This window comes from Desulfopila sp. IMCC35008 (assembly GCF_010646885.2).
In the GTDB taxonomy this organism is placed as follows: Bacteria; Desulfobacterota; Desulfobulbia; order Desulfobulbales; family Desulfocapsaceae; genus Desulfopila.
On the sequence record NZ_CP050700.1, the window covers coordinates 277,294 to 296,404 of the forward strand.

The 19,111-nt window shown below is 50.1% G+C and carries 16 protein-coding genes and 1 riboswitch; of the genes, 11 read left to right on the forward strand and 5 right to left on the reverse strand.

Translation table 11 applies throughout. The features are described 5' to 3' along the window. Window positions 1-87 precede the first annotated feature (87 nt). Together GA520_RS01220 and GA520_RS01225 are read left to right on the forward strand one after the other, a co-directional pair. Entirely contained in the window at window positions 88-2,031 is a 1,944-nt protein-coding gene (locus tag GA520_RS01220; RefSeq protein WP_163337208.1) for a redoxin domain-containing protein, read from the forward strand. 10 nt (window positions 2,032-2,041) lie between these two features. Beyond that, window positions 2,042-2,575, forward strand: a complete 534-nt coding sequence (locus GA520_RS01225) for a CsgG/HfaB family protein (protein ID WP_163337209.1) — start codon at window positions 2,042-2,044, stop codon at window positions 2,573-2,575. Window positions 2,576-2,606: 31 nt separating this feature from the next. Here GA520_RS01225 and GA520_RS01230 read toward each other — a convergent pair whose 3' ends face one another. The 4 genes from GA520_RS01230 to pspA all read right to left on the reverse strand — a co-directional run bounded on the left by GA520_RS01230 (window position 2,607) and on the right by pspA (window position 5,931). Further along, the gene (locus GA520_RS01230) at window positions 2,607-3,869 is read right to left on the reverse strand and encodes a CsgG/HfaB family protein (protein ID WP_163337210.1); all 1,263 of its coding nucleotides are present in this window, start codon (window positions 3,867-3,869) and stop codon (window positions 2,607-2,609) included. Between the two features lie 244 nt (window positions 3,870-4,113). Next, window positions 4,114-4,302, forward strand: a riboswitch (cobalamin riboswitch). A 287-nt stretch (window positions 4,303-4,589) separates the two neighbouring features. Continuing rightward, the gene (pspC, locus tag GA520_RS01235; RefSeq protein ID WP_163337211.1) at window positions 4,590-4,967 is read right to left on the reverse strand and encodes an envelope stress response membrane protein PspC; all 378 of its coding nucleotides are present in this window, start codon (window positions 4,965-4,967) and stop codon (window positions 4,590-4,592) included. Beyond that, window positions 4,960-5,214 (reverse strand): phage-shock protein, encoded by a 255-nt coding sequence (locus GA520_RS01240; RefSeq protein WP_163337212.1) that lies wholly within the window; start codon window positions 5,212-5,214, stop codon window positions 4,960-4,962. The genes pspC and GA520_RS01240 overlap by 8 nt, the downstream gene beginning before the upstream one ends. Before the next feature lie 36 nt (window positions 5,215-5,250). Beyond that, a complete protein-coding gene (gene pspA, locus GA520_RS01245) occupies window positions 5,251-5,931 on the reverse strand; it encodes a phage shock protein PspA (protein ID WP_163337213.1) in 681 nt (226 codons plus the stop codon). A gap of 208 nt (window positions 5,932-6,139) precedes the next feature. Between pspA and pspF the strand changes: the two genes are divergently transcribed. From pspF to lpdA, 8 genes are all read left to right on the forward strand, one after another. Continuing rightward, window positions 6,140-7,159, forward strand: a complete 1,020-nt coding sequence (gene pspF, locus GA520_RS01250; protein ID WP_163337214.1) for a phage shock protein operon transcriptional activator — start codon at window positions 6,140-6,142, stop codon at window positions 7,157-7,159. A gap of 125 nt (window positions 7,160-7,284) precedes the next feature. Then, complete coding sequence (locus GA520_RS01255; RefSeq protein WP_163337215.1) at window positions 7,285-7,695, forward strand: iron-sulfur cluster assembly scaffold protein; 411 nt, start codon at window positions 7,285-7,287, stop codon at window positions 7,693-7,695. Window positions 7,696-7,728: 33 nt separating this feature from the next. Further along, the gene (murB, locus tag GA520_RS01260; protein WP_163337216.1) at window positions 7,729-8,691 is read left to right on the forward strand and encodes a UDP-N-acetylmuramate dehydrogenase; all 963 of its coding nucleotides are present in this window, start codon (window positions 7,729-7,731) and stop codon (window positions 8,689-8,691) included. 136 nt (window positions 8,692-8,827) lie between these two features. Next, window positions 8,828-10,588 carry a c-type cytochrome gene (locus GA520_RS01265; RefSeq protein ID WP_163337217.1) on the forward strand — a complete coding sequence of 587 codons (1,761 nt, stop codon included), beginning with the start codon at window positions 8,828-8,830 and terminating at the stop codon, window positions 10,586-10,588. Continuing rightward, window positions 10,588-11,652 (forward strand): hypothetical protein, encoded by a 1,065-nt coding sequence (locus GA520_RS01270; protein ID WP_163337218.1) that lies wholly within the window; start codon window positions 10,588-10,590, stop codon window positions 11,650-11,652. Before GA520_RS01265 ends, GA520_RS01270 begins: the two co-directional genes overlap by 1 nt. Window positions 11,653-11,835: 183 nt before the next feature. After that, the gene (gene aceE, locus GA520_RS01275) at window positions 11,836-14,493 is read left to right on the forward strand and encodes a pyruvate dehydrogenase (acetyl-transferring), homodimeric type (RefSeq protein WP_163337219.1); all 2,658 of its coding nucleotides are present in this window, start codon (window positions 11,836-11,838) and stop codon (window positions 14,491-14,493) included. Between the two features lie 12 nt (window positions 14,494-14,505). Next, window positions 14,506-15,801, forward strand: a complete 1,296-nt coding sequence (locus tag GA520_RS01280) for a 2-oxo acid dehydrogenase subunit E2 (protein WP_163337220.1) — start codon at window positions 14,506-14,508, stop codon at window positions 15,799-15,801. 124 nt (window positions 15,802-15,925) lie between these two features. Further along, on the forward strand, window positions 15,926-17,338 hold the full coding sequence (gene lpdA / locus GA520_RS01285; protein WP_163337221.1) for a dihydrolipoyl dehydrogenase: 1,413 nt from the start codon (window positions 15,926-15,928) through the stop codon (window positions 17,336-17,338). 62 nt (window positions 17,339-17,400) lie between these two features. Here the strand turns inward: lpdA and GA520_RS01290 are convergent, their stop codons facing one another. Beyond that, window positions 17,401-18,264, reverse strand: a complete 864-nt coding sequence (locus GA520_RS01290; RefSeq protein ID WP_163337222.1) for a YitT family protein — start codon at window positions 18,262-18,264, stop codon at window positions 17,401-17,403. A 306-nt stretch (window positions 18,265-18,570) separates the two neighbouring features. On the opposite strand from GA520_RS01290, the gene GA520_RS01295 reads away from it, so the two are divergent. Further along, window positions 18,571-19,107, forward strand: coding sequence for a nitroreductase family protein (locus GA520_RS01295; RefSeq protein ID WP_163337223.1), 537 nt, complete (start codon window positions 18,571-18,573; stop codon window positions 19,105-19,107). The last annotated feature ends 4 nt before the right edge of the window (window positions 19,108-19,111 follow it).

The following is a 19,111-nucleotide window of genomic DNA, read 5'->3' on the forward strand; positions in this document are numbered from 1 at the left end:
ATGAAACCAATGAGCGTGAAAGGGGTTTGTATTTGCGGGTCAGCTAAGCATGTTTACTACAATCGGAGATGCGACATGGGGACTCTTATGAGAACATTGATCTGGATGTTAGCGGTGATGGTGGTGGTTGGTACAGGGAGTTTTGTCAATGCCCAGCTCATGCCCGGGGAGGAGGCTCCCGGATTTACTCTCGAGGATGTGTACGGACGAAAGCACAAACTTTCATCAGTTAAGGATAATAGTCTTATCATTCTCTATTTTTTCGATACCGATTCACCTGCCAGCCAGGAAGGCTTGTTAAGTCTTAATAAGCTGGTATCACAATTCCCGACGGCGGACCTGTTGATATGGGGGATTACAACCTCATCGAAAAATAAGGTCTCTGATTTTATCGTTGCCCACGACGCTGGTTTCCCGGTGATGATCGATAGCCAGGATGTCAGTGCAAAATACGGGGCGGAGTTCATACTCCCTACTACGTATATACTCGGACCGGGCCTGAAGATTGTCGATTATTTCCAGGGCGGAGGTGAATCAACAGAAAAGATGCTGCTGGCCCTGGCAGAGAAGGAGTTGCAGCGGGAGGAGTTGCCTGTGGCCCTGGCCCTGACCCGGGAGATTCAGGAAAAAAATCCGGATAGTCATGAGGCAAAGGCGCTCTATGGCTATGCTGCCCTCAAGTCTCATAAACAAGATGAGGCAGAGGATGTGTTTATGGAGCTTGCCGGTGAGACAGGTGATGCCAAAATTGCTGGTCTTGAGGGGCTGGCCAAAGTTAACTTTGATAAGGGTGATGGAGAGAAGGGCATGGAGCTTGCCGATATGGTGGAGGAGCAGGCGCCGGACCGTGGCTATGTGAATGTGTTGAAAGCGGATTTTCTCTATAGCCAGAATCAGGAACAGCAAGCGGAGCAGGAATATGAAAAAGCTGTGGCCAAAACAGACGGAGCCTCTTTCCAGAAGGCCTATGCCCATAACCAGTATGGAAGGTTGCAGGCGGATCTCGGTAATTTCGATCAGGCCAGGATTCATTATGATCAGGCAATAGATTTTGACCCGTACAATTTAGTGGCTATGTCCAACAAGGGGGTGACATACCAGAAGGAGGGGCAGCTGGAGAAGGCCCTGGAGCTTTTCCAGGAGGCATTGACTGTAAATAAGAATGATGAATACGCTCGTGTCCTTGCGGCCAAAACAGAAAAGCTGCTCAGCCTGAAAAAGAATATCGCCGAAAAGGAAAGAGTTGACCGGCTGGTAAAGGAACTTGCCCAGAGATATAAGAGCAACAAGAGCTTTCTGTCCCTCTTTCAAAAAGAGGATGATTGGACCTCACAGCAGATGATTGTCACCTTTGTTGATTTTCAGGAGAAAGGCGGGCTCTCTCCACGAGACGGTATTTCTTCCGTATTGACGTCGCAACTCGCAGAACAGCTCAACCAGACCGGCAGGGTCCAGGTTGTTGAAAGGGTGATAATGGACCGCCTGCTGGAAGAATTGAATATCGGCAGCTCGGAACTTGCCGATCCTGAGACGGCGTTGAAGCTCGGACGGATTATGGCAGCCAAACTGGTGACTACCGGGACCCTTTTGCACTTGCCGGATTCATCATTGCTCAATATGCGGCTTATCGATTCTGAGACAACTTCAATCCCTAAGGTACTCACCCGAAAACTCCCCCAGAGCGGAGCCAATTTTGAAGAGGATATGCTATGGTTGAACAGGCAAATACTGGAAACCATCGTCACCAAATATCCTCTGCGGGGTTATATCGTCCAGTCCAGTGGCGAGGAAGCGATTATTAATCTTGGCTCAGGGCAGGGGGTTGTTGCCGGAACCGTATTCGAGGTAATTGAGGAAGGAAAACCCATTAAATACAAAGGCAAGACCATGCGCGGTATGCCTGCGAAGATAGGTAAAGTGGAGGCTGTGCGCGTTGAACCGGATATGTGTACCGTACGTGTGGTGGAGCAGAGTCGGCCGTTGAAAACTGATGATAAGATCCGGGAAGTACCGGGCATTGTGGGTGGTTGAGGAGGTTACGATGAAGAGGGCAGTGAGTGTGGTTTATCTTCCCTGGATCCTGTTTTTTCTCCAGTTTGTTCTTCTCGCCTGTGTTGCCGAAAAAACCGCGCCCGTGCCCAAGACCTATGGCGAGGGGAGCGTTATTGCGGTATGGGATCTTGAAGATATGAGCGTCACGGTGCACCCGGCTTTAGGTGCAATGCAGGAATTTTTATCTGCCAGAATCAGCGAAACACTCTCAACCACCGGTGGCTTTGAGCTTGTCGAGCGCCAGAAGCTGATCCTGGCGCTGGAGGAACTCAGCCTTGGCAGTTCGTCACTGGCGAGCCAGTCCAGTCGTCTGGAAGTGGGCAGGGTGTTAGGAGCCCAGCTGATGGTGTTTGGGGGCTATCAGCTGATAGGGAAGCAATTCCGGGTTGATCTGAGGATGGTGGAGGTTGCATCGGGAGTTGTTTTAAGGGCTGCGGAATCGACAGTTGTTTCTGCCGATATGGAGGGTTGGCTGGGTGCTGCTGAACAGGCGGCAGTGCAATTGATTCCTTCAGGGGAGTAAGGTGCACTCCCCTGAAGATTGTGTCGTGTTATTATTTTGTGATGCCGAATGTGAATGACGTCTGGCCACTTAGGGCTTCTCCCTCCAGTGAGCTGAAGCCGGAAAGTTGCAGGGTGAGAGTGTCCGGGCCCTTTGTGTCGCACAGTGTGGAGTCTCCGGGGCTGACCAGGAGTCTGCTGTCTGTCTGCCAATTTGCACTGAGTTCGACGGACTGGTCGGGTACCACCTGGTAGTTTGCATTGGTGTTCATCGACTCAGAGAAATTGAAGGTTACGTAGTCGTCGTAACATTTCAGGTTTTCGTCACTGGTGCTTACGGTTGGCAGGCTCGAATCGCTTGGCGTGTCCGTGTTCTGATCTGTACTCCCGCCATCGTCAGAGCTGGAGGAAGAACCGCCGGCAATTGCTGCAACACCGGCGATGGCTGCAATACCAAGCCCTACACCGATAATCGTGCCCATGCTCGATCCGCCTTCAGTTGGTGCAGGAACGGTTTCTTCAACAACGGGTAAATCCTGCCGTGCAATGAGTCCCATATCTTGGAGCTCAACAAGCGACTCCCGGGCCAGTTCAAGTCCCGGGTCTTCGGCCAGCGCTTCACTGTATAGCTCGGCAGCTTTTTCATACATGCCCTTGTCGGAATAGTCCACAGCCAGGAACAAGGCCAGGAGAGCTGCAGTGGAGAGCGACAGCGGCACCAAGATTTCTTTTCGTTTCTCTTCCGGAATAAAGATACTCAGTTTATCCGTAATATTGAAAACGATCTCTTTTTCAAGCTGTACAATATTATCAATATCACCAGCTGCAACCGGCAGGGTTGACTGTTTTTCAAAAGGGACGTCCAGCAGGGACGGGGTCAGTTGTAACTGGTCGAGTCCACCTTCACCAATATCGCCGGTTGTGACATAGGCTGCTTTTAAGAGTTTACCAACTGCCGGGGCGGTTTCCGGGGTAACTATGCCGGAGATGCCGAGATCCATTTCATCGAGAAGTGCCTGCATTTTGATTCGTTCTACCACGAACAGGTTGTCAACTTTTGAGAGGTCGGTGATCAGCATCAGGGCGAGCCCTTTTTGCAAACCATTAAATTGTTTGATTCCTGTAAGATTGCGATAGTTGAGAACGGCAATGCTGTTGGTGCTGTCAAGCAGACCGAGATCTGCTTCTTGTTTAATGGCTTTTTTCGCCCAGTCCCTTTCTGAATTGGTTATAACCTGTCCGGCCATAACGGTTGCTGAACTATAGAACAAGATGGTGACCATGCAGAGAAACTTGAAGAATGGTTTCCGTTTCATGACTTCCCTCCCGGAGTCTGTAATGTTGGATCCTTTATTTACTGCTGATTGCAGCCTGTCACCCTTGGGCAGGGTGGCAGGTGGTTCGAGCTGGCTGGTAAACTGAAGATAATACAGTATACAACAAAAAAGACAAATGAGTCTTCATCAGATTGTTTTTTCTTATTTATTTTCTATTTTTTGCGAAAAAAGAGGTGTGAATTAAAGCCAAAGAAGTGTTGACATCCCACGGATAACAACGTTACTATGTAGGCACAGTTCAGGTTCCACCTATGTGGAAAAAAAGGGAATCCGGTGTGAATCCGGAACGGGCCCGCCGCTGTAACCGGGGACGAAAGCAGTAAGATACCACTCTTTGTATGCGTGAAGGGGAAGGTACTGCAAGTAGGATGATCCGGAAGTCAGAAGACCTGCCTGAACAGCAAAAGATGATTCTTCGCGGACCAGAGAATCCTGATATATATCTGAGTGGACATAACAGGGCATCCCCGGATCAACAGCTACATTGGTCCGGGGTTTTTTTATTTGAACTTATGCCTCCCCGCGGCCCTGCCCAAACGCCACCCAGATCTGTATACCAGGGCGGGGCCGTGGTTTTCTTTTGAACTGACCTTTGATGAACATTGTGAATAGGATGTGGTAATCGGCACCAAGCTGCCAAAGGCCACGCCATGGGCGGGGTCAGAACCAAATCGGCACATTGTTCATGAGAAGTTCGGGTTAGGCGTTAAACTTGCGCTCCCATTCAAAATCCCGTGTCGTCACCTTGTCTTCCATCCGGCGAATGCGTCGTTCAAGATTTTCGAATTTCCGGCGTAACCTCTGGGCGGCGCTACGGGGCGAGTTCACGTAGCTGTCATAGAATTCCTGTTCGTCCTCGGTTTCTATAGGTTTCACCGGCTTGGGCTTCATCAACAGGGCGGCCACGATGTAGATTCCTATCACCGGCCAGAAGCCGCTGAGCAGGAAAACCACAATAAACCCCATTCGCACCCAGAATACCGAGAAATCATAATGTGAGGCAATGCCCTTACATACACCAAGAAAAACTCCGCTTCTCGATCTGTACAACCCGCCTCTTTGTCTATGTCTATTCATTTCTGTTTTCCTTTTTGTCCTGTGAGTCCATCAGAATTGTCTCCAGGGCCTCAATGCGCTGTTCCATCTTTGAGAGGCCCTGGTAGATTTCCTGAATGATTTTTGCCTCATCCGTTCGGGAGTTTTTGGTTCCCTTCGAAAGTCCGGACTGGCGCATCTTGGCCAGTGCCAGGATGGTGCCGCAGATCAGTGCAGCGAATGTGAGGATTGAGCCGAAAATCAAGGCTACAACGAGTACCGATGTCATGATGTTTGCGCTCCTGCTGCGGCTTAATTGATATATTTACGCTTCTTGTTTGGTTTTGGTATTGTATTGAGATTGTTTGAGCTTTTCAAGTTCGGTTTCTATCTCGTCATCACTGGCAAGATTTTCAAACTCCTCGTCCAGGGTTGCTGGCTTATGGATGTTTACCATTTCCGCTTCCGCTTCCATCTGATCGATTCGTCGCTCAAGGCTGTCAAAGCGGGACATGGTGTCGGCACTATCAGCTTTGCGAATATCCTGTTGGGCTCTTTTCTTCCCGTTGGCCTGTCTGTGGCGCTGGACAAGAACTCGCTTCTTTTCCTTTGCTCCGGCAAGTTTTTGCTCAAGTTCACGGATGTCCTCCTGGTATTGTTCGATGATGACGGAATGTTCTGAAATCTCTTCAGCCAGGGCGTCAGCCAGTTCTGCAAAACGCCGTTTTTCAATAAGGGCTTCCCTGGCCAGGTTGTCTTTGCCTTTGTTAACGGCTAAGGTGGCCCGTTCACCCCAGAGCTCACGTCTTTCCGCAATCTCGTCAAGCTTCCTGTCCAGTTTTTTTCTTTCGGCAATAACGCCGGCGCAGGAGGCCTTGAGCTCGACCAGTGTGTCTTCCATTTCCCTGATCATAAGCTTGATCATTTTTTCAGGATCCTCAGCTTTTTCAAGCATGGCGTTTATGTTAGAGCTGACGATATCCCTGAACCGTGTAAAAATACCCATAATATATCCTCCATAGATATGAATTGGTCACTTTGATTTTTATTAATGCACCAAGTGTGCCAGGTAAATGAAAGATGTTTAAGCTACGGAATAACAAGGTGATGATCGATAACGGCGTTAGAGATATGTGGTGACAATAGTCTATTTGTGGTTATATATACCGATATTTGGTTAAAATATTCTTAGCGCAGGAGCAAATGGTGAACAGATGACATCAGTATCACGGGAAACAGAGGCGCTTGGTCAATCAGAGCCTTTTTTACACTTTCAGGAGAAGCTGTCACGGGTAGCGGAGGTCGATCGTCCTGTTTTGCTTATCGGCGAACGAGGGACGGGAAAGGAGCTTGCCGCAGGCCGGGTACATTTCCTGTCCAGGCGATGGGAAAAACCCTTTATAACCCTCAACTGTGCAGCCCTGTCTCCGACTCTTATAGAAGCGGAACTTTTCGGTTATGAGCGAGGGGCTTTTACCGGGGCGGAGAGTCAGAGGACGGGTCGCTTTGAGGCGGCCGATGGCGGTACCTTGTTTCTTGATGAGATAGGTAACATTCCCAAGGAGGCTCAGGAAAAGATTCTGAGGGTGGTGGAGTATGGTTTTTTTGAGAGGGTAGGGAGTTCAACACCGATTGAGGTAGATGTGCGCATTGTTGGGGCAACCAATGCTGATCTACCGGTAATGGCACGTAGAGGCAAGTTCAGACAGGATCTGCTGGATCGACTGTCATTTGAGGTGTTGTTTCTGCCACCGCTACGTGAGCGCGATGAAGACATCATGCTGCTTGCGCACCATTTTGCAGGAAGAATGTCCTATGAGTTAGGACGTGATTTCCCACCGGAGTTTTCGGATGAGGCGATAGCAGAAATGGAGTCCTACGCATGGCCGGGCAATATACGTGAGTTGAAAAATGTTGTCGAACGAGCTGTTTATTCGACCCATAATGATACGATAGAGACGATTGTTTTCGATCCTTTCATTTCTCCTTATGCGCATTTTATAGAAAATGTGGCAGACGAGATAAAAAAAGACGGAGAGAGCGATCGGATGGATATTGTGGTAGAAAAATCCCTGAAGCAGGCAATAATAGACTATGAGCAGGAGATCCTCCGTAGAGCGTTTGTGAAAAACAGGTATAATCGTAAAAAGACGGCGGAACAGCTTGGTCTTAGTTATGATCAGCTTCGTGGTTTGATCAGAAAGCACGGTGCGGTTTTGCTTGGCCTTTCTTGATGTCCCGGCCTTTTTTGACTCTGGTAAGGGATGCTGCTGCAAGTTACAGTAAGAAAGGGTATGATGGACTCCAGTTTATCGGGAGTATATGTTGTCTTATCGTAAATATGAGATTGTAGAGTTGTATGGAATTCACAGGAATTTTAGTTGCTTTTGGGGTGTTGTTGGTACTCGGGCTGTGCTGGTTCGGTTTGCATTACTGGGCCAATCCCCCCATGGACAAACCCGACGCTGAGGCACGCATAACCGGCAATTGCGGCGATACCATGGAGATCGGACTGCGCTTTTTGAACGATAAGGTTGAAAATGTGCACTACGTTTCTGATGGCTGCGGTATCAGTAAGAAGTGTATTGAGGGTGCCGCGCTGCTGGCGAAAGGGAAGTCACCTGAAGAACTCAGGAAGATAAATATGATGCACATCATGGACCTGGTCGGTCAGTTGCCCGACTCACACCTGCACTGTGCTCAACTTGCGGAAACAACACTCCAGCATGCCCTTAAGAATTACATAGCAGGGCAGCGGCCAACGTCCTGACACAGGTCATAAAATGGCAGTCTGCCATTTATTATGCCACGTAAAATAAAAGAACTTCAGCAAAATATTGAGCGCCTTCTGGCAGCTGTGGAAGTACGTTTTGACGAACCGATGTCAGGATTTACCTCTTTTCAGGTGGGGGGACCGGCTGATATTCTACTCATACCCCGTTCTGTTGGCGAGTTGTCTGATTGCCTCACTGTGTGCAGACAGGAAGGTTTGGATGTCTTCCTGCTCGGCGGAGGCACTAACCTGCTGGTATCGGATCGGGGAATTCGTGGAGTTGTCCTGCTCCTGACAGGGCTGGCCGAAGTCCGTGTTAAGGGTCTGCAGATTATTGCCTCTGCCGGGGCATCAGTTGAAAAGGTGTGTGAGGTCGCTGCTGACCATGGCCTGAGTGGCATGGAGTTCCTGTATGGCTTGCCGGGGACCATCGGTGGGGCGCTTTGGATGAACGCCCGTTGTTATGGTGGTGAAATGTCAGAGCTGTGCGTGAGTGCCCAACTGCTCACTCCAAATGGTGAGTCGCGCCGAATTGCTACTGGCCAAAGTGATTTCTCCTACAAAAAATCACCATTTCAGTTGATGGATGGGTGTATTACCGATGTTGTGTTGCAGCTTCATAAAGGTGAGCAGCAGGCTATCCGGGCCGAGATGCAGCAAAATTATGACGACAGGGTTCAGAAAGGCCATTTTCAAGCACCCTCAGCCGGTTCGTTATTCAAGAATAATCGTGATTTTGGGGCCCCGACAGGGAAGATTCTTGATGAACTCGGCTTGCGTGGCCGTGTTTCAGGCGGGGCAGCAATTGCACCTTTTCACGGTAATATTTTTATTAATAACGGTAGCGCCAAAGCGGTCGATATTTTGGATCTTATTGTATTGTCGGTAGAAACTGCCAGGTCGAAACTAAATATTCTACTCGAACCGGAAGTGCGGTTTGTCGGCGAATGGAGTGATGAGGAGCTGGCTCCCCTGGCGGAAGTGCTCTCTTGATGTGAACTATCAAGTCGATAGCCCTACAATGTCGTAATTGCCGTCGGTCATAGTTTTGAGTATCATACCTATTTGATGGCGAGAGATCGCTGCGCTCTTTTTGTTTTCTTCAAAAATTCCCACATGAGGAGAATATATGAACTATCCCGTCTGGTATTTACCTGAAATCGGCGGCGGTACACTCATCGCCCTGATTGCGGTGCTCCATGTCTTTGTGTCACACTTTGCAGTGGGCGGCGGTCTGTACCTGATCTATGCCGAGAAAAAAGGTCTGCGGGAAAGCAACCAGGCTATTCTGGATTTTGTTAAAATGCATGCCCGGTTTTTCCTGCTGCTGACCATGGTGTTTGGCTCGATAACCGGCGTCGGCATCTGGTTTATTATTGCCCTTGTCAATCCGGCGGCCACATCGTTCCTGATCCACAATTTCGTGTTTGGCTGGGCGGCGGAATGGGTCTTCTTCATGGTTGAAATTGCAGCCGCCTTTGTCTTTTATTACATGTTCGGCAAGATGGAATGGAAGGATCACCTGCAAGTCGGCTGGCTCTATTTTATCGCTGCCTGGATGTCTCTGTTCCTGATTAATGGCATCATCTGTGCCATGTTAACACCAGGGGAATGGGCGGAAACGGGTGATTTCTGGCAGGGATTCTTTAATCCGTCGTTCTTCCCGTCTCTCTTGTTCCGGACCTTTATCGCGGTCTTACTGGCGGGCTGTTATGGGTACCTGAGTGCTTCATGGAGCAAGGATCAGGAGGTGAAAAGGTCGATGACCCGCTTTTCCGGTATCTGGGCTCTGATCGCTTTTGCAGGTGCAGTTCCATCTGCGATCTGGTATGTCGCGGTGCTTCCCTCTCCGGCTCAGGGACTGGTGCTGGGGAAATCACCGACCATCGTCTGGGCATTGCAATGGGGAGCCGGTGGTGTCGGTCTTCTGCTTGTTATCACCCTTATTGCGGGAATTGCACGTCCCGGTCTGAATAACAAGGCCGTCGCTTGTGTCGCCATGATCTGTGGTTTGATGACGATAGGGGCTTTTGAGTGGGTTCGTGAGGCGGCCCGCCGACCTTATGTAATTAATGAAGTGATCTACTCGAATGGCATATTCAAAAAGGATGTGGCTCCGGTAAGTGAAAAAGGGTTCCTCACCTCAGCTATCTGGGTGCGTAATAAGGAGCTGACTGGGAAAAACAAGGTGTCAGCCGGCAAGGAGCTGTTTATCCAGCAATGTTATGCCTGCCACACCCTTGGCGGATCTAATAATGATATTGCCGGGCTGACGGAAAATATGAGCTATTCGGCCCTCTCCAAATATATCCTGAGAATTCACGAGGTCCGCTATTTTATGCCACCGTTTGTTGGTACCGAGACTGAAGCAAGAGCTCTGGCAGCATATATCGCCGGTGGTATACATGGTAAAGAAATTGTGGATAAGAAACCTGCTGCTGATGATCCGGTAGCCCAGGGTAAGGTTTTATTTGAGGAGTCCTGTTCCTCCTGTCATGCCCTCGAGGACATCTCGGGTACGTTTGTTGATATGGAAAATGAGGAGGTTGGCGAAGTGCTTTTGACACTCGGCGAAATTTCCGATGAGATGGAAGCCTTTAGCGGTACTGACCAGGAGAGAGGTCTGCTTGCAGGATTTTTAAAAATGGCATCTTCGGGTGAGGAACCGGTACCGGCGGTAAACGGACAAACCGTATTTGAGGATAGTTGTTCTGCCTGTCACGCAGCTGAAGACCTCACAGACTCATTTGGTGGTGTTGAGCAGGAAGAGATACGAACCACGCTTGCAACCCTTGATGAAATATCCGACGAGATGGTGCCGTTTGATGGGTCGGAGGCCGAGGCTGCTGCGCTGGCCGATTACCTCAACGCGCTGAAAGGAGGAAACTGATGGATACCCTGTTTATTCCGCAACCCGATGTTATCCCTGTGGCCTGGGGCTGGTTTCAGTTTTTGTTGTTGCTCACGCTGCCTCTCCATCTCCTGGCTATGAATGCCATGGTTGGCAGTCTCGGCCTGGGCCTGGCGCAACATATTCGTGGGGGGGAGGTACAGTCACGTTTAGCCCATCGAATCGCCCTGGCTCTCCCGCTCGTTGTCGCTACAGTCGTCAATCTCGGTGTGGCCCCTTTTCTCTTTGTTCAGGTGCTGTACGGCCAGTTCAATTATACCAGTTCCATACTTATGGGGACTTTCTGGATACTGGTGATACCCATGCTGATAACCGCATACTATGGCGCTTACCTCTATGATTTTAAATTTGAGCAGCTAGGTAAGGCCGGTATCCTGGTCGGTTTGGTATCTTTTCTGCTGTTTCTGGCTATTGGTTCCTTTTTTTCAAACAACATGCTGCTAATGACCCTGCCGCATCGGTTTGGTGAATATTTCAGTAATATGGCCGGTACCCTGTTGATTTTCGATCATCCGGAATACCTCCCCCGCTATTTGCACATGATGATTGGGGCGGTGGCGGTTGGCGGTCTTTATGTTGCCTTGCTTGGCAGGTTTAAGGGAGACCGGGATATCCAACTCATGGAGTATGCCGAAAACCTCGGCCTGCGTGTATTTTTTATCTGTACGCTGATCAATACTGTAGTCGGCCTGGTTTACCTGGCCACCTTGCCCAAAAAGGATATGATGATTTTCATGGGTGGAGACATGGCTGCGACGATAGTATTTTCGCTCGCATTTTTACTCGCCATTGCAGTCCTGATTGTTTCCTGGAAGAAGAAATTGTGGTTGACCGTGGGACATGTCGTTGTTCTTGTGTATCTTATGGTTTTCATGCGTGCCTGGCTGCGCTCCTCATACCTGAGAGATGTTTTTACACTCGATCAGTTGCAGGTTGTCCCTCAGTACTCTCCACTGGTTTTCTTTCTTGTCACCCTTGTTATTGGTATCGCTGCCCTGGTCTGGTTGTGGCAAAAGACCTCAAAAGCAATGGCCCATCTTTAATATCTATACACCCGTTTCCTGTCTTTGGGGAAACGGGTTCAACCATCAGCACCTCTTTTAGCGGTCTTCTGCAATGTACCAATATCGGTTGACTTCCTATCTGTACCGATATACTGAATTATAAAGCGGAAAGATAAAATTAGAGCTGTTCGCCAATGTTTCAAAAGATATCGAGGTGTGTCTATGAGTTCATATTATAATGATCCGGATCCCCGGGAAACAAAGGACTGGATTGATTCGCTCGACGGCGTTATCGCAAGAGAAGGGAACGAAAAGGCCGATTATCTCTTACGGGAGCTGACTGACCGCGCTCGCCAAAAAGGGGTGTCCACGTCTCCCGGGGTGCTCACCCCGTATTCCAATACCATTGCTCCTGAACATGAAGAGCCGATTCCCGGTGACTCGGTGACCGCCATGAATGTCGCAGCCTATGTTCGCTGGAACGCCATGGCCATGGTTGCCCGGGCCAATAAAGGTGGCAAGGGGCTTGGTGGGCACATCGCTACGTACACCTCGGTTTCTTCCATGTATGAGGTAGGATTCAACTGGTTCTTCCGGGGGCCGGAGGCGGAGTTTGGTGCCGACATGGTCTACTTCCAGGGGCACAGTTCACCAGGTGTTTACGCACGTGCCTTTGTCGAGGGGCGCCTCGATGAAGAACATCTCGATAATTTTCGCCAGGAAGTTGGAGGTCATGGCCTTTCGTCCTATCCTCATCCGTGGCTGATGCCCGATTTCTGGCAGTTTCCCACTGTTTCGATGGGACTGGGACCAATGGCAGCCATCTACCAGGCGCGGTTCATGAAATACATGGACTCCCGTGGATTAAAGCCTTGCGGGGATCGGAAGGTATGGGTTTTTATGGGTGACGGAGAGTCGGACGAGCCGGAGTCACTTGGTGCGCTCTCACTGGCAGCCAGGGAAAATCTGGATAACCTGATTTTTGTTGTTAATTGCAACCTGCAGCGGCTGGACGGGCCGGTGCGCGGCAACAGCAAGATCATCCAGGAGCTTGAGGGCCGGTTCCGGGGTGCCGGTTGGCACGTGATAAAGCTGCTCTGGGGCAGTGAGTGGGATAGAATACTGGCCAGGGATAAAGAGGGTTTGCTGGTAAAGAAGTTCGCCACCATGGTGGACGGGGATTTTCAGACAATTCGAGCCCGGGGCCCTGAGTATCTGCGGGAGATGGTGTTTGGCGATGATCCTCGTCTGGCAGCTCTGGTAGAGGATATCAGTGACCGCGAATTGTGGCAGATGAGTCGCGGAGGGCATGACCCTCGCAAGGTCTATTCCGCTTTTTCGGCTGCGGTTCAGTTTGAAGGTAAGCCGACTGTTCTCCTGGTAAAAACCATCAAGGGCTTTGGTATGGGACAGGCCGGTGAATCGGTGATGGTAGCCCATAACGTCAAAAAAATGGATCTGGAATCGCTTAAGGCCTTCCGTGACCGGTTTCATGTGCCCCTGGAAGATGCGAAACTGGAACAGTTGCCGTTCATCCGGCCGGAGGAGGGCAGTCGTGAAGACCTGTTCCTGAAAGAGAGGCGCAGCGCCATGGGCGGTCCTGTACCATACCGGGAGACCTCATATGAGCCATTGGAGGCACCACCTCTAACTGTTTTTAAAGGATTGCTTGCCTCCTCAAAAGACAGAGAGTTGTCGACGACCATGGCTTTTGTACGTTTGTTGGGATCACTGGTCAAGGATAAGCAGATCGGCAAAAATGTCGTGCCGATCATACCCGATGAGGCAAGAACATTCGGCATGGAAGGACTTTTTCGGCAATTGGGCATCTACGCACCTACCGGGCAGCTTTATGAGCCGCAGGATTCGGAGACAATCTCCTGGTATCGCGAAGACCCGAAAGGGCAGATCCTGGAAGAGGGTATAACAGAGGCAGGTGCCATTTCATCCTGGCTGGCAGCAGCCACGGCGCACACCAATTATGGGGTCCCGATGATCCCGTTTTATGCCTTTTATTCCATGTTTGGTTTCCAGCGGATCGGCGATCAGCTCTGGGCAGCTGGAGACAGTCGGGCACGAGGGTTCCTGATGGGAGCCACGGCCGGGAGGACGACGCTCAACGGAGAGGGCTTACAGCATCAGGATGGGCAGGCATTGCTGTTGGCCTCTACGTATCCTACCTGTCTGGCCTATGATCCAACCTTTAGTTATGAGGTCGCAGTGTTGGTTCAAAAAGGTATAGAACGTATGTTCGGGAAAGGTGAAGATGTTTTCTACTATATCACTCTTCTCAACGAAAATTATGCACAGCCAGAAATGGGTGAGGGAGTGGAAGAGGGTATCAACCGGGGCATGTACCTCTACCGGAAAGGTGGTGAGGGTGCTCGTCGTGTCCAGCTCATGGGCAGCGGTTCGATTTTTCGTGAGGTTATTGCAGCAGCCGACCTGCTTGGTGAAAATCATGGAGTCCAGGCGGATATCTGGTCCATACTTGGTGTTAACCAACTGCACAGGGAAGGCATGCTTGTGGAGGACTGGAACAGGGGGCATCCCGATCAGCCGCCAAGGATATCGTATGTCGAGGAAGTACTGAGTGGCTATGACGGACCTGCTGTTATCAGTACTGACTATGTCCAGGCCTATAGTGAACAGTTACGGCGCCTTATCCCAAACCCGTTAACCATACTGGGTACGGATGGTTTTGGCCGTAGCGATTCGCGTGAAGTTTTACGGCAATTCTTTAAGGTAGATCGATATCATATCGTCATTGCCGCACTGAAGGCGCTTGCTGATCAGGGGGATCTTGACTACTCGGCAGTTCGCGAGGCGATAAACCGTTATGGCATACAACCTGATGCTCCACATCCAATAACCCGCTAAGAGGAGACGTTCATGGCAGTCGAGAAGCTTGTTGTTCCCGATTTTGGAGATGTCCAGGAAATCAATGTTGTTGAGGTGTATATCAGTGTCGGGGATGTGGTGGAGGTGGAGAGTCCGCTTATTGCCCTGGAAAGCGAAAAAGCGGTGATGGACATTCCCTCTCCGTTGGCAGGTGTAATAAAGGAAGTACACATTCAGGAAGATGATACCGTCAGTACCGGGGACCTGATAGCCCTGCTCGAGGTGGAGGCCGCTGATGGTGAAGCCAGTCAAGCTGAACCGGTTGAAGAGGAGGTTGAACAGGCGGGTGAACCGGAAAAGGTGGAGGAGGTTGAAGTAGATGCCTCCTCGGAACCGGTAACGAAGGCAATGGCAGAAGAGCAGGATGATTCTTCAGGCCTGTATCATGCCACGCCGTCGGTGCGGGCCTATGCCAGGGAGCTTGGTGTGGACCTTGGCATGTTGACCGGCACCGGGCCAAAGGGCAGGATCAGGAAAGAGGATGTGCAGGCGCTGGTGAAGAGAGCGGTGAAAAAAGAGGTTGACTCGCCGGGTGGTTCGACGTCCTTACCGACAGAACCTCCACTGGAGGATTTCACAGTTTATGGGGATGTGGAAGAGCTCTCTTTGAGTCGCATCAAGAAAATTTCCGGACCACACCTGCAGCGGAGTTGGACCACCGTTCCCCATGTGACCCATTTTGATGAGGCAGATGTAACCGAGCTTGAAGAGTTCCGTAAACAGATCAACTCCGAGGCCGGGGAGAAGGGGGTTCGCTTTAGTCCCCTCGTTTTTATCATCAAAGCTGTGGTTGCCACCTTGAAAGAGCACCCTCTTGTGAACAGTTCGTTGGTACCCGGTGGTGAAAAACTGGTGGTGAAACACTACTACAATGTCGGTATTGCGGTCGACACTCCGAACGGACTGGTGGTCCCGGTCATCAAGAATGCAGATACCAAAGGCATGCGTTCTATTGCTTCAGAACTTGGTCGTTTGAGTAGTGATGCACGGGAGGGGAAACTGGCGATTGCAGATATGCAGGGGGCATCTTTTACCATCTCAAGTCTCGGAGGCATTGGCGGGACCGGATTTACGCCCATTGTAAACAGTCCCCAGGTGGCTATTCTCGGCCTGTCCCGGAATTACATGAAACCTGTCTGGGATGTTTCGGCCGCAGCTTTTATGCCGCGTCTGACTTTACCGTTTTCCTTCTCGTACGATCACCGCGTTATTGACGGCGCGGATGCGGCACGATTCTGTCGGGCGCTATCGGAATCTATTGAGGATCTTCGACGCGCACTGCTGTAAAATCCACAATGTTGACAAAATGTGTGGCTTTTATTGCGTTATACGATAAAATATATGAATATAAATATTGAAATCGTAATTTTGTGAGTGTGTTGTTTGATTCCGTAACAGTGGAGGAATAGGTATGTCTGAGAATATCAAGTGTGATGTTGTCGTGTTAGGTGGTGGCCCCGGTGGGTATACTGCGGCGTTCAGGGCCGCGGACCTTGGCTTGTCTGTTTGTCTGGTGGAGGGATCCGAGCGATTGGGAGGCGTATGCCTCAATGTCGGTTGTATACCGTCGAAGACCCTCCTGCATGGGGCGGCAGTTATCGAGGAGGCGGCCGAATCGTCGCATTTCGGCATCACCTTTGAACCACCGAAAATAGATATCGATGCCTTTAGATCCCACAAGGAAAGCGTTATCAAACAACTTACTGACGGGCTTGATAAACTTTGTACCGCACGGAAGATAACCCGTCTCACTGGCCAGGGCAGCTTTAAGGATGGATCCACCCTGGCTGTAAAAGGGCCGGAGGGTGAGCAGGAGGTGGCCTTCACCGACGCTATTATCGCAACCGGCTCTCATCCGTTTCGTCTGCCGGGCGTACCGGAAGATCCACGGATCTGGGATTCGAGTGATGCCCTGGAGTTGTCGACTGTGCCTAAAAGGTTCCTGATTATCGGTGGTGGTATTATCGGTCTGGAGATGGCACAAATCTACAGTGGGCTGGGGTCTGAAATTACTATCGTGGAGATGCTCGACCAGATTATTCCGCCAGCGGATAAAGACCTTGTCCAGCCCCTGTTGCAGAAAATAAAGAAAAAATACACCATATTCACCAAGACCAAAGTGACGGAGATAACAGCCGAAGCGAGCGGTATACAGGTCCGGTTCGAAGGGGCAAAGGCTCCTGAGAATGCGGAGTATGACGCAGTCCTGGTGGCGGTGGGAAGAAGACCTAATACAGAACATTTCGGCCGGGAAAATATTGGTCTTGACCTTGATGAGCATGGTTTCATCGAGGTCAATAAGCAGCAACAGACCGCGGTTGCCAATATCTATGGTATTGGGGATGTGGTTGGTGAGCCGATGTTGGCCCATAAGGCAACCCACGAAGGAAAGGTTGCAGCGGAGGTTATTGCCGGACATAAGTCGGCTTTTGAGCCGATGACTATTCCCTCAGTGGCCTATACAAATCCTGAAATTGCCTGGATGGGACTGACCGAAAAAGAGGCCAAGGCAAAAAATATTGCCTATGACAAGGGCAAGTTCCTCTGGGGGGCGTCCGGGCGAGCACTCAGCTCCGGAGCAGGCGCGGGTGCCACCAAGGCCCTCTTTGATAAGGAGACGGGAAGGATTCTTGGTGCGGGTATTTGTGGAATGAACGCGGGAGAATTGATTCACGAGGCGGTCCTGGCGCTTGAGATGGGTGCTGATGCCGAGGATATCAGCAAGACGGTACATGCTCACCCGACCCTCGCTGAGACTTTTGCCTTTGCTGCGGAAATTGTGGATGGTTCAATTACCGACGGTTTGCCGCCGAAGAAGAAATAGTATTTCGCAGTTTTCCTGCCCAAAATCCGGGGTCAGACCTCAGGTCTGACCCCGCCTGCCTGTTAGTAGATCTTTCTCTTTTTAAAGCTGGAACCAATCACGTCGAAGCTGTTCTCGACAATGAAAAGCGCCTTGTCGTCAATGCTGAATACGGCCTCTTCAAGGCGTTTAAGCATGATGTTGTTGGTTATCGTCATGATGATCTCCTTATCCTCACCCGAATAAGCCCCCTTGCCCTGAATGAGGGTCGCCCCGAGTTTCATCTTGTCCATTATATCTGTTGTAATGGCATCCGACATTTCACTGATGATATAGACAATTTTTCTTTGGTTAAACATGGCCAGCGAGTATTCCAGTGCGCTGGATATAACAAAGGTAAGAATGACTGAGGCTATCACGACATCGATCTCGTAGCTTACCAGGACCAGGCCGAAAAGGGCAAAATTGAAAAGCATAAAGGTCTTGCCGATGCCGATGTTGAATTTTTTGTTCAGGATGATGGCGATGATGTCAAGACCACCGGCCGACCCGATGGAGCGTAGAATAATACCGGATCCTATACCGATAATCGCGCCCCCGGCGATGGCCGCATACAGTTGTTCGTGGATGTCAAAATCGAGGGTAATGATTTCGGAGCAGACCGACATGATGGCAACGGCATAGATGGTATAAAGTACAAATCGCCTGCTGATGAAAATCCAGCCGAGGATACACAGGGGAATATTCAGGAGCGCGTACCAGATCCCGGGTGAGAATATCTCGGTCTGGTAGTAGATAAAAAGTACGAGACCATACAGGCCGCCGGGTATAAAGCTGTGGTGAACTACTACTCCATTCATTCCGGTAATGTAGAGAATGGAGCCGACGGTAAGTAAAAAGAGATTCCACGGTATGGAAAACCTGAGATCTTTGAATTTCAGACCCATGATAGTTGCCTCTGACAATTTATTTAAGGATCAAGCGGAGAAAGTTTCAAGTAAAAACAATTATATCGTCTTATAAAAAAAGGAGGTTCTTTTATACTCATTTTTCGTTCCGGTCAATGGAAATATCAGGTAAGCTAAAAAAACCTGATTACCTCAACAACTCAGCTTCTTCAGTGGAGGGCTGGTTTTATGGTGATCCGTTGAAACGAATGGCCACACTCCGCTCATGTTACCAGGGGACTGGGGAATCAGGGAAAAATTATTGTGCAGACAAGCAGGTGGAACTCAGCAGAGAGGGAGTAAACAATGTTGCTCGAAACATTACAGAAGAGACGATCGATAAGGCAGTTTGAAGACAAGCCGGTGGAGCAGGATAAAATAGACTATTTGATAGAGGCCATGCTGCGTTCACCTTCGTCAAGGAGTCGTAATCCATGGGAGTTTGTGGTTGTGCAGGACAAAGCGGTACTCGAGGCACTGTCCAAGGCCAAACCCCACGGCGCATCATTTGTGAAGAATGCTTCTCTGGCCATCGTGGTATGTGCGGTTCCGGAAAAATGCGACGTCTGGGTCGAGGATTGTTCAATAGCCTCCATTCTTTTACATCTGGGGGCTACAGAACTTGGTCTTGGCAGTTGTTGGGTGCAGGTTCGCCTCAGGGAGCATGACGGTTCGAAAATGGCTGAAGAATATATTAGTGAACTGCTCGGTCTGCCTGACAATATGGTGGTTGAGTCCATTGTTGCAGTTGGTTATCCAAAAGAAGAAAAAGATGGTCACCCGAAAGAGTCCTTGCTGTATGATCGGGTACACTGGGAGAAATTTGGCGGGAAGTCGCTGTGAGAGG

Bases quoted from the DNA above. Each gene is read 5' to 3' on its own strand.
- pspA (WP_163337213.1), bottom strand. From the start codon at position 5,931: ATGGGTATTTTTACACGGTTCAGGGATATCGTCAGCTCTAACATAAAC.
- GA520_RS01265 (WP_163337217.1), top strand. From the start codon at position 8,828: ATGAACTATCCCGTCTGGTATTTACCTGAAATCGGCGGCGGTACACTC.
- GA520_RS01225 (WP_163337209.1), top strand. From the start codon at position 2,042: ATGAAGAGGGCAGTGAGTGTGGTTTATCTTCCCTGGATCCTGTTTTTT.
- GA520_RS01230 (WP_163337210.1), bottom strand. From the start codon at position 3,869: ATGAAACGGAAACCATTCTTCAAGTTTCTCTGCATGGTCACCATCTTG.
- aceE (WP_163337219.1), top strand. From the start codon at position 11,836: ATGAGTTCATATTATAATGATCCGGATCCCCGGGAAACAAAGGACTGG.
- GA520_RS01240 (WP_163337212.1), bottom strand. From the start codon at position 5,214: ATGACATCGGTACTCGTTGTAGCCTTGATTTTCGGCTCAATCCTCACA.
- GA520_RS01290 (WP_163337222.1), bottom strand. From the start codon at position 18,264: ATGGGTCTGAAATTCAAAGATCTCAGGTTTTCCATACCGTGGAATCTC.
- lpdA (WP_163337221.1), top strand. From the start codon at position 15,926: ATGTCTGAGAATATCAAGTGTGATGTTGTCGTGTTAGGTGGTGGCCCC.
- pspF (WP_163337214.1), top strand. From the start codon at position 6,140: ATGACATCAGTATCACGGGAAACAGAGGCGCTTGGTCAATCAGAGCCT.
- GA520_RS01220 (WP_163337208.1), top strand. From the start codon at position 88: ATGAGAACATTGATCTGGATGTTAGCGGTGATGGTGGTGGTTGGTACA.
- GA520_RS01280 (WP_163337220.1), top strand. From the start codon at position 14,506: ATGGCAGTCGAGAAGCTTGTTGTTCCCGATTTTGGAGATGTCCAGGAA.
- murB (WP_163337216.1), top strand. From the start codon at position 7,729: ATGCCACGTAAAATAAAAGAACTTCAGCAAAATATTGAGCGCCTTCTG.
- GA520_RS01255 (WP_163337215.1), top strand. From the start codon at position 7,285: ATGGAATTCACAGGAATTTTAGTTGCTTTTGGGGTGTTGTTGGTACTC.
- pspC (WP_163337211.1), bottom strand. From the start codon at position 4,967: ATGAATAGACATAGACAAAGAGGCGGGTTGTACAGATCGAGAAGCGGA.
- GA520_RS01270 (WP_163337218.1), top strand. From the start codon at position 10,588: ATGGATACCCTGTTTATTCCGCAACCCGATGTTATCCCTGTGGCCTGG.
- GA520_RS01295 (WP_163337223.1), top strand. From the start codon at position 18,571: ATGTTGCTCGAAACATTACAGAAGAGACGATCGATAAGGCAGTTTGAA.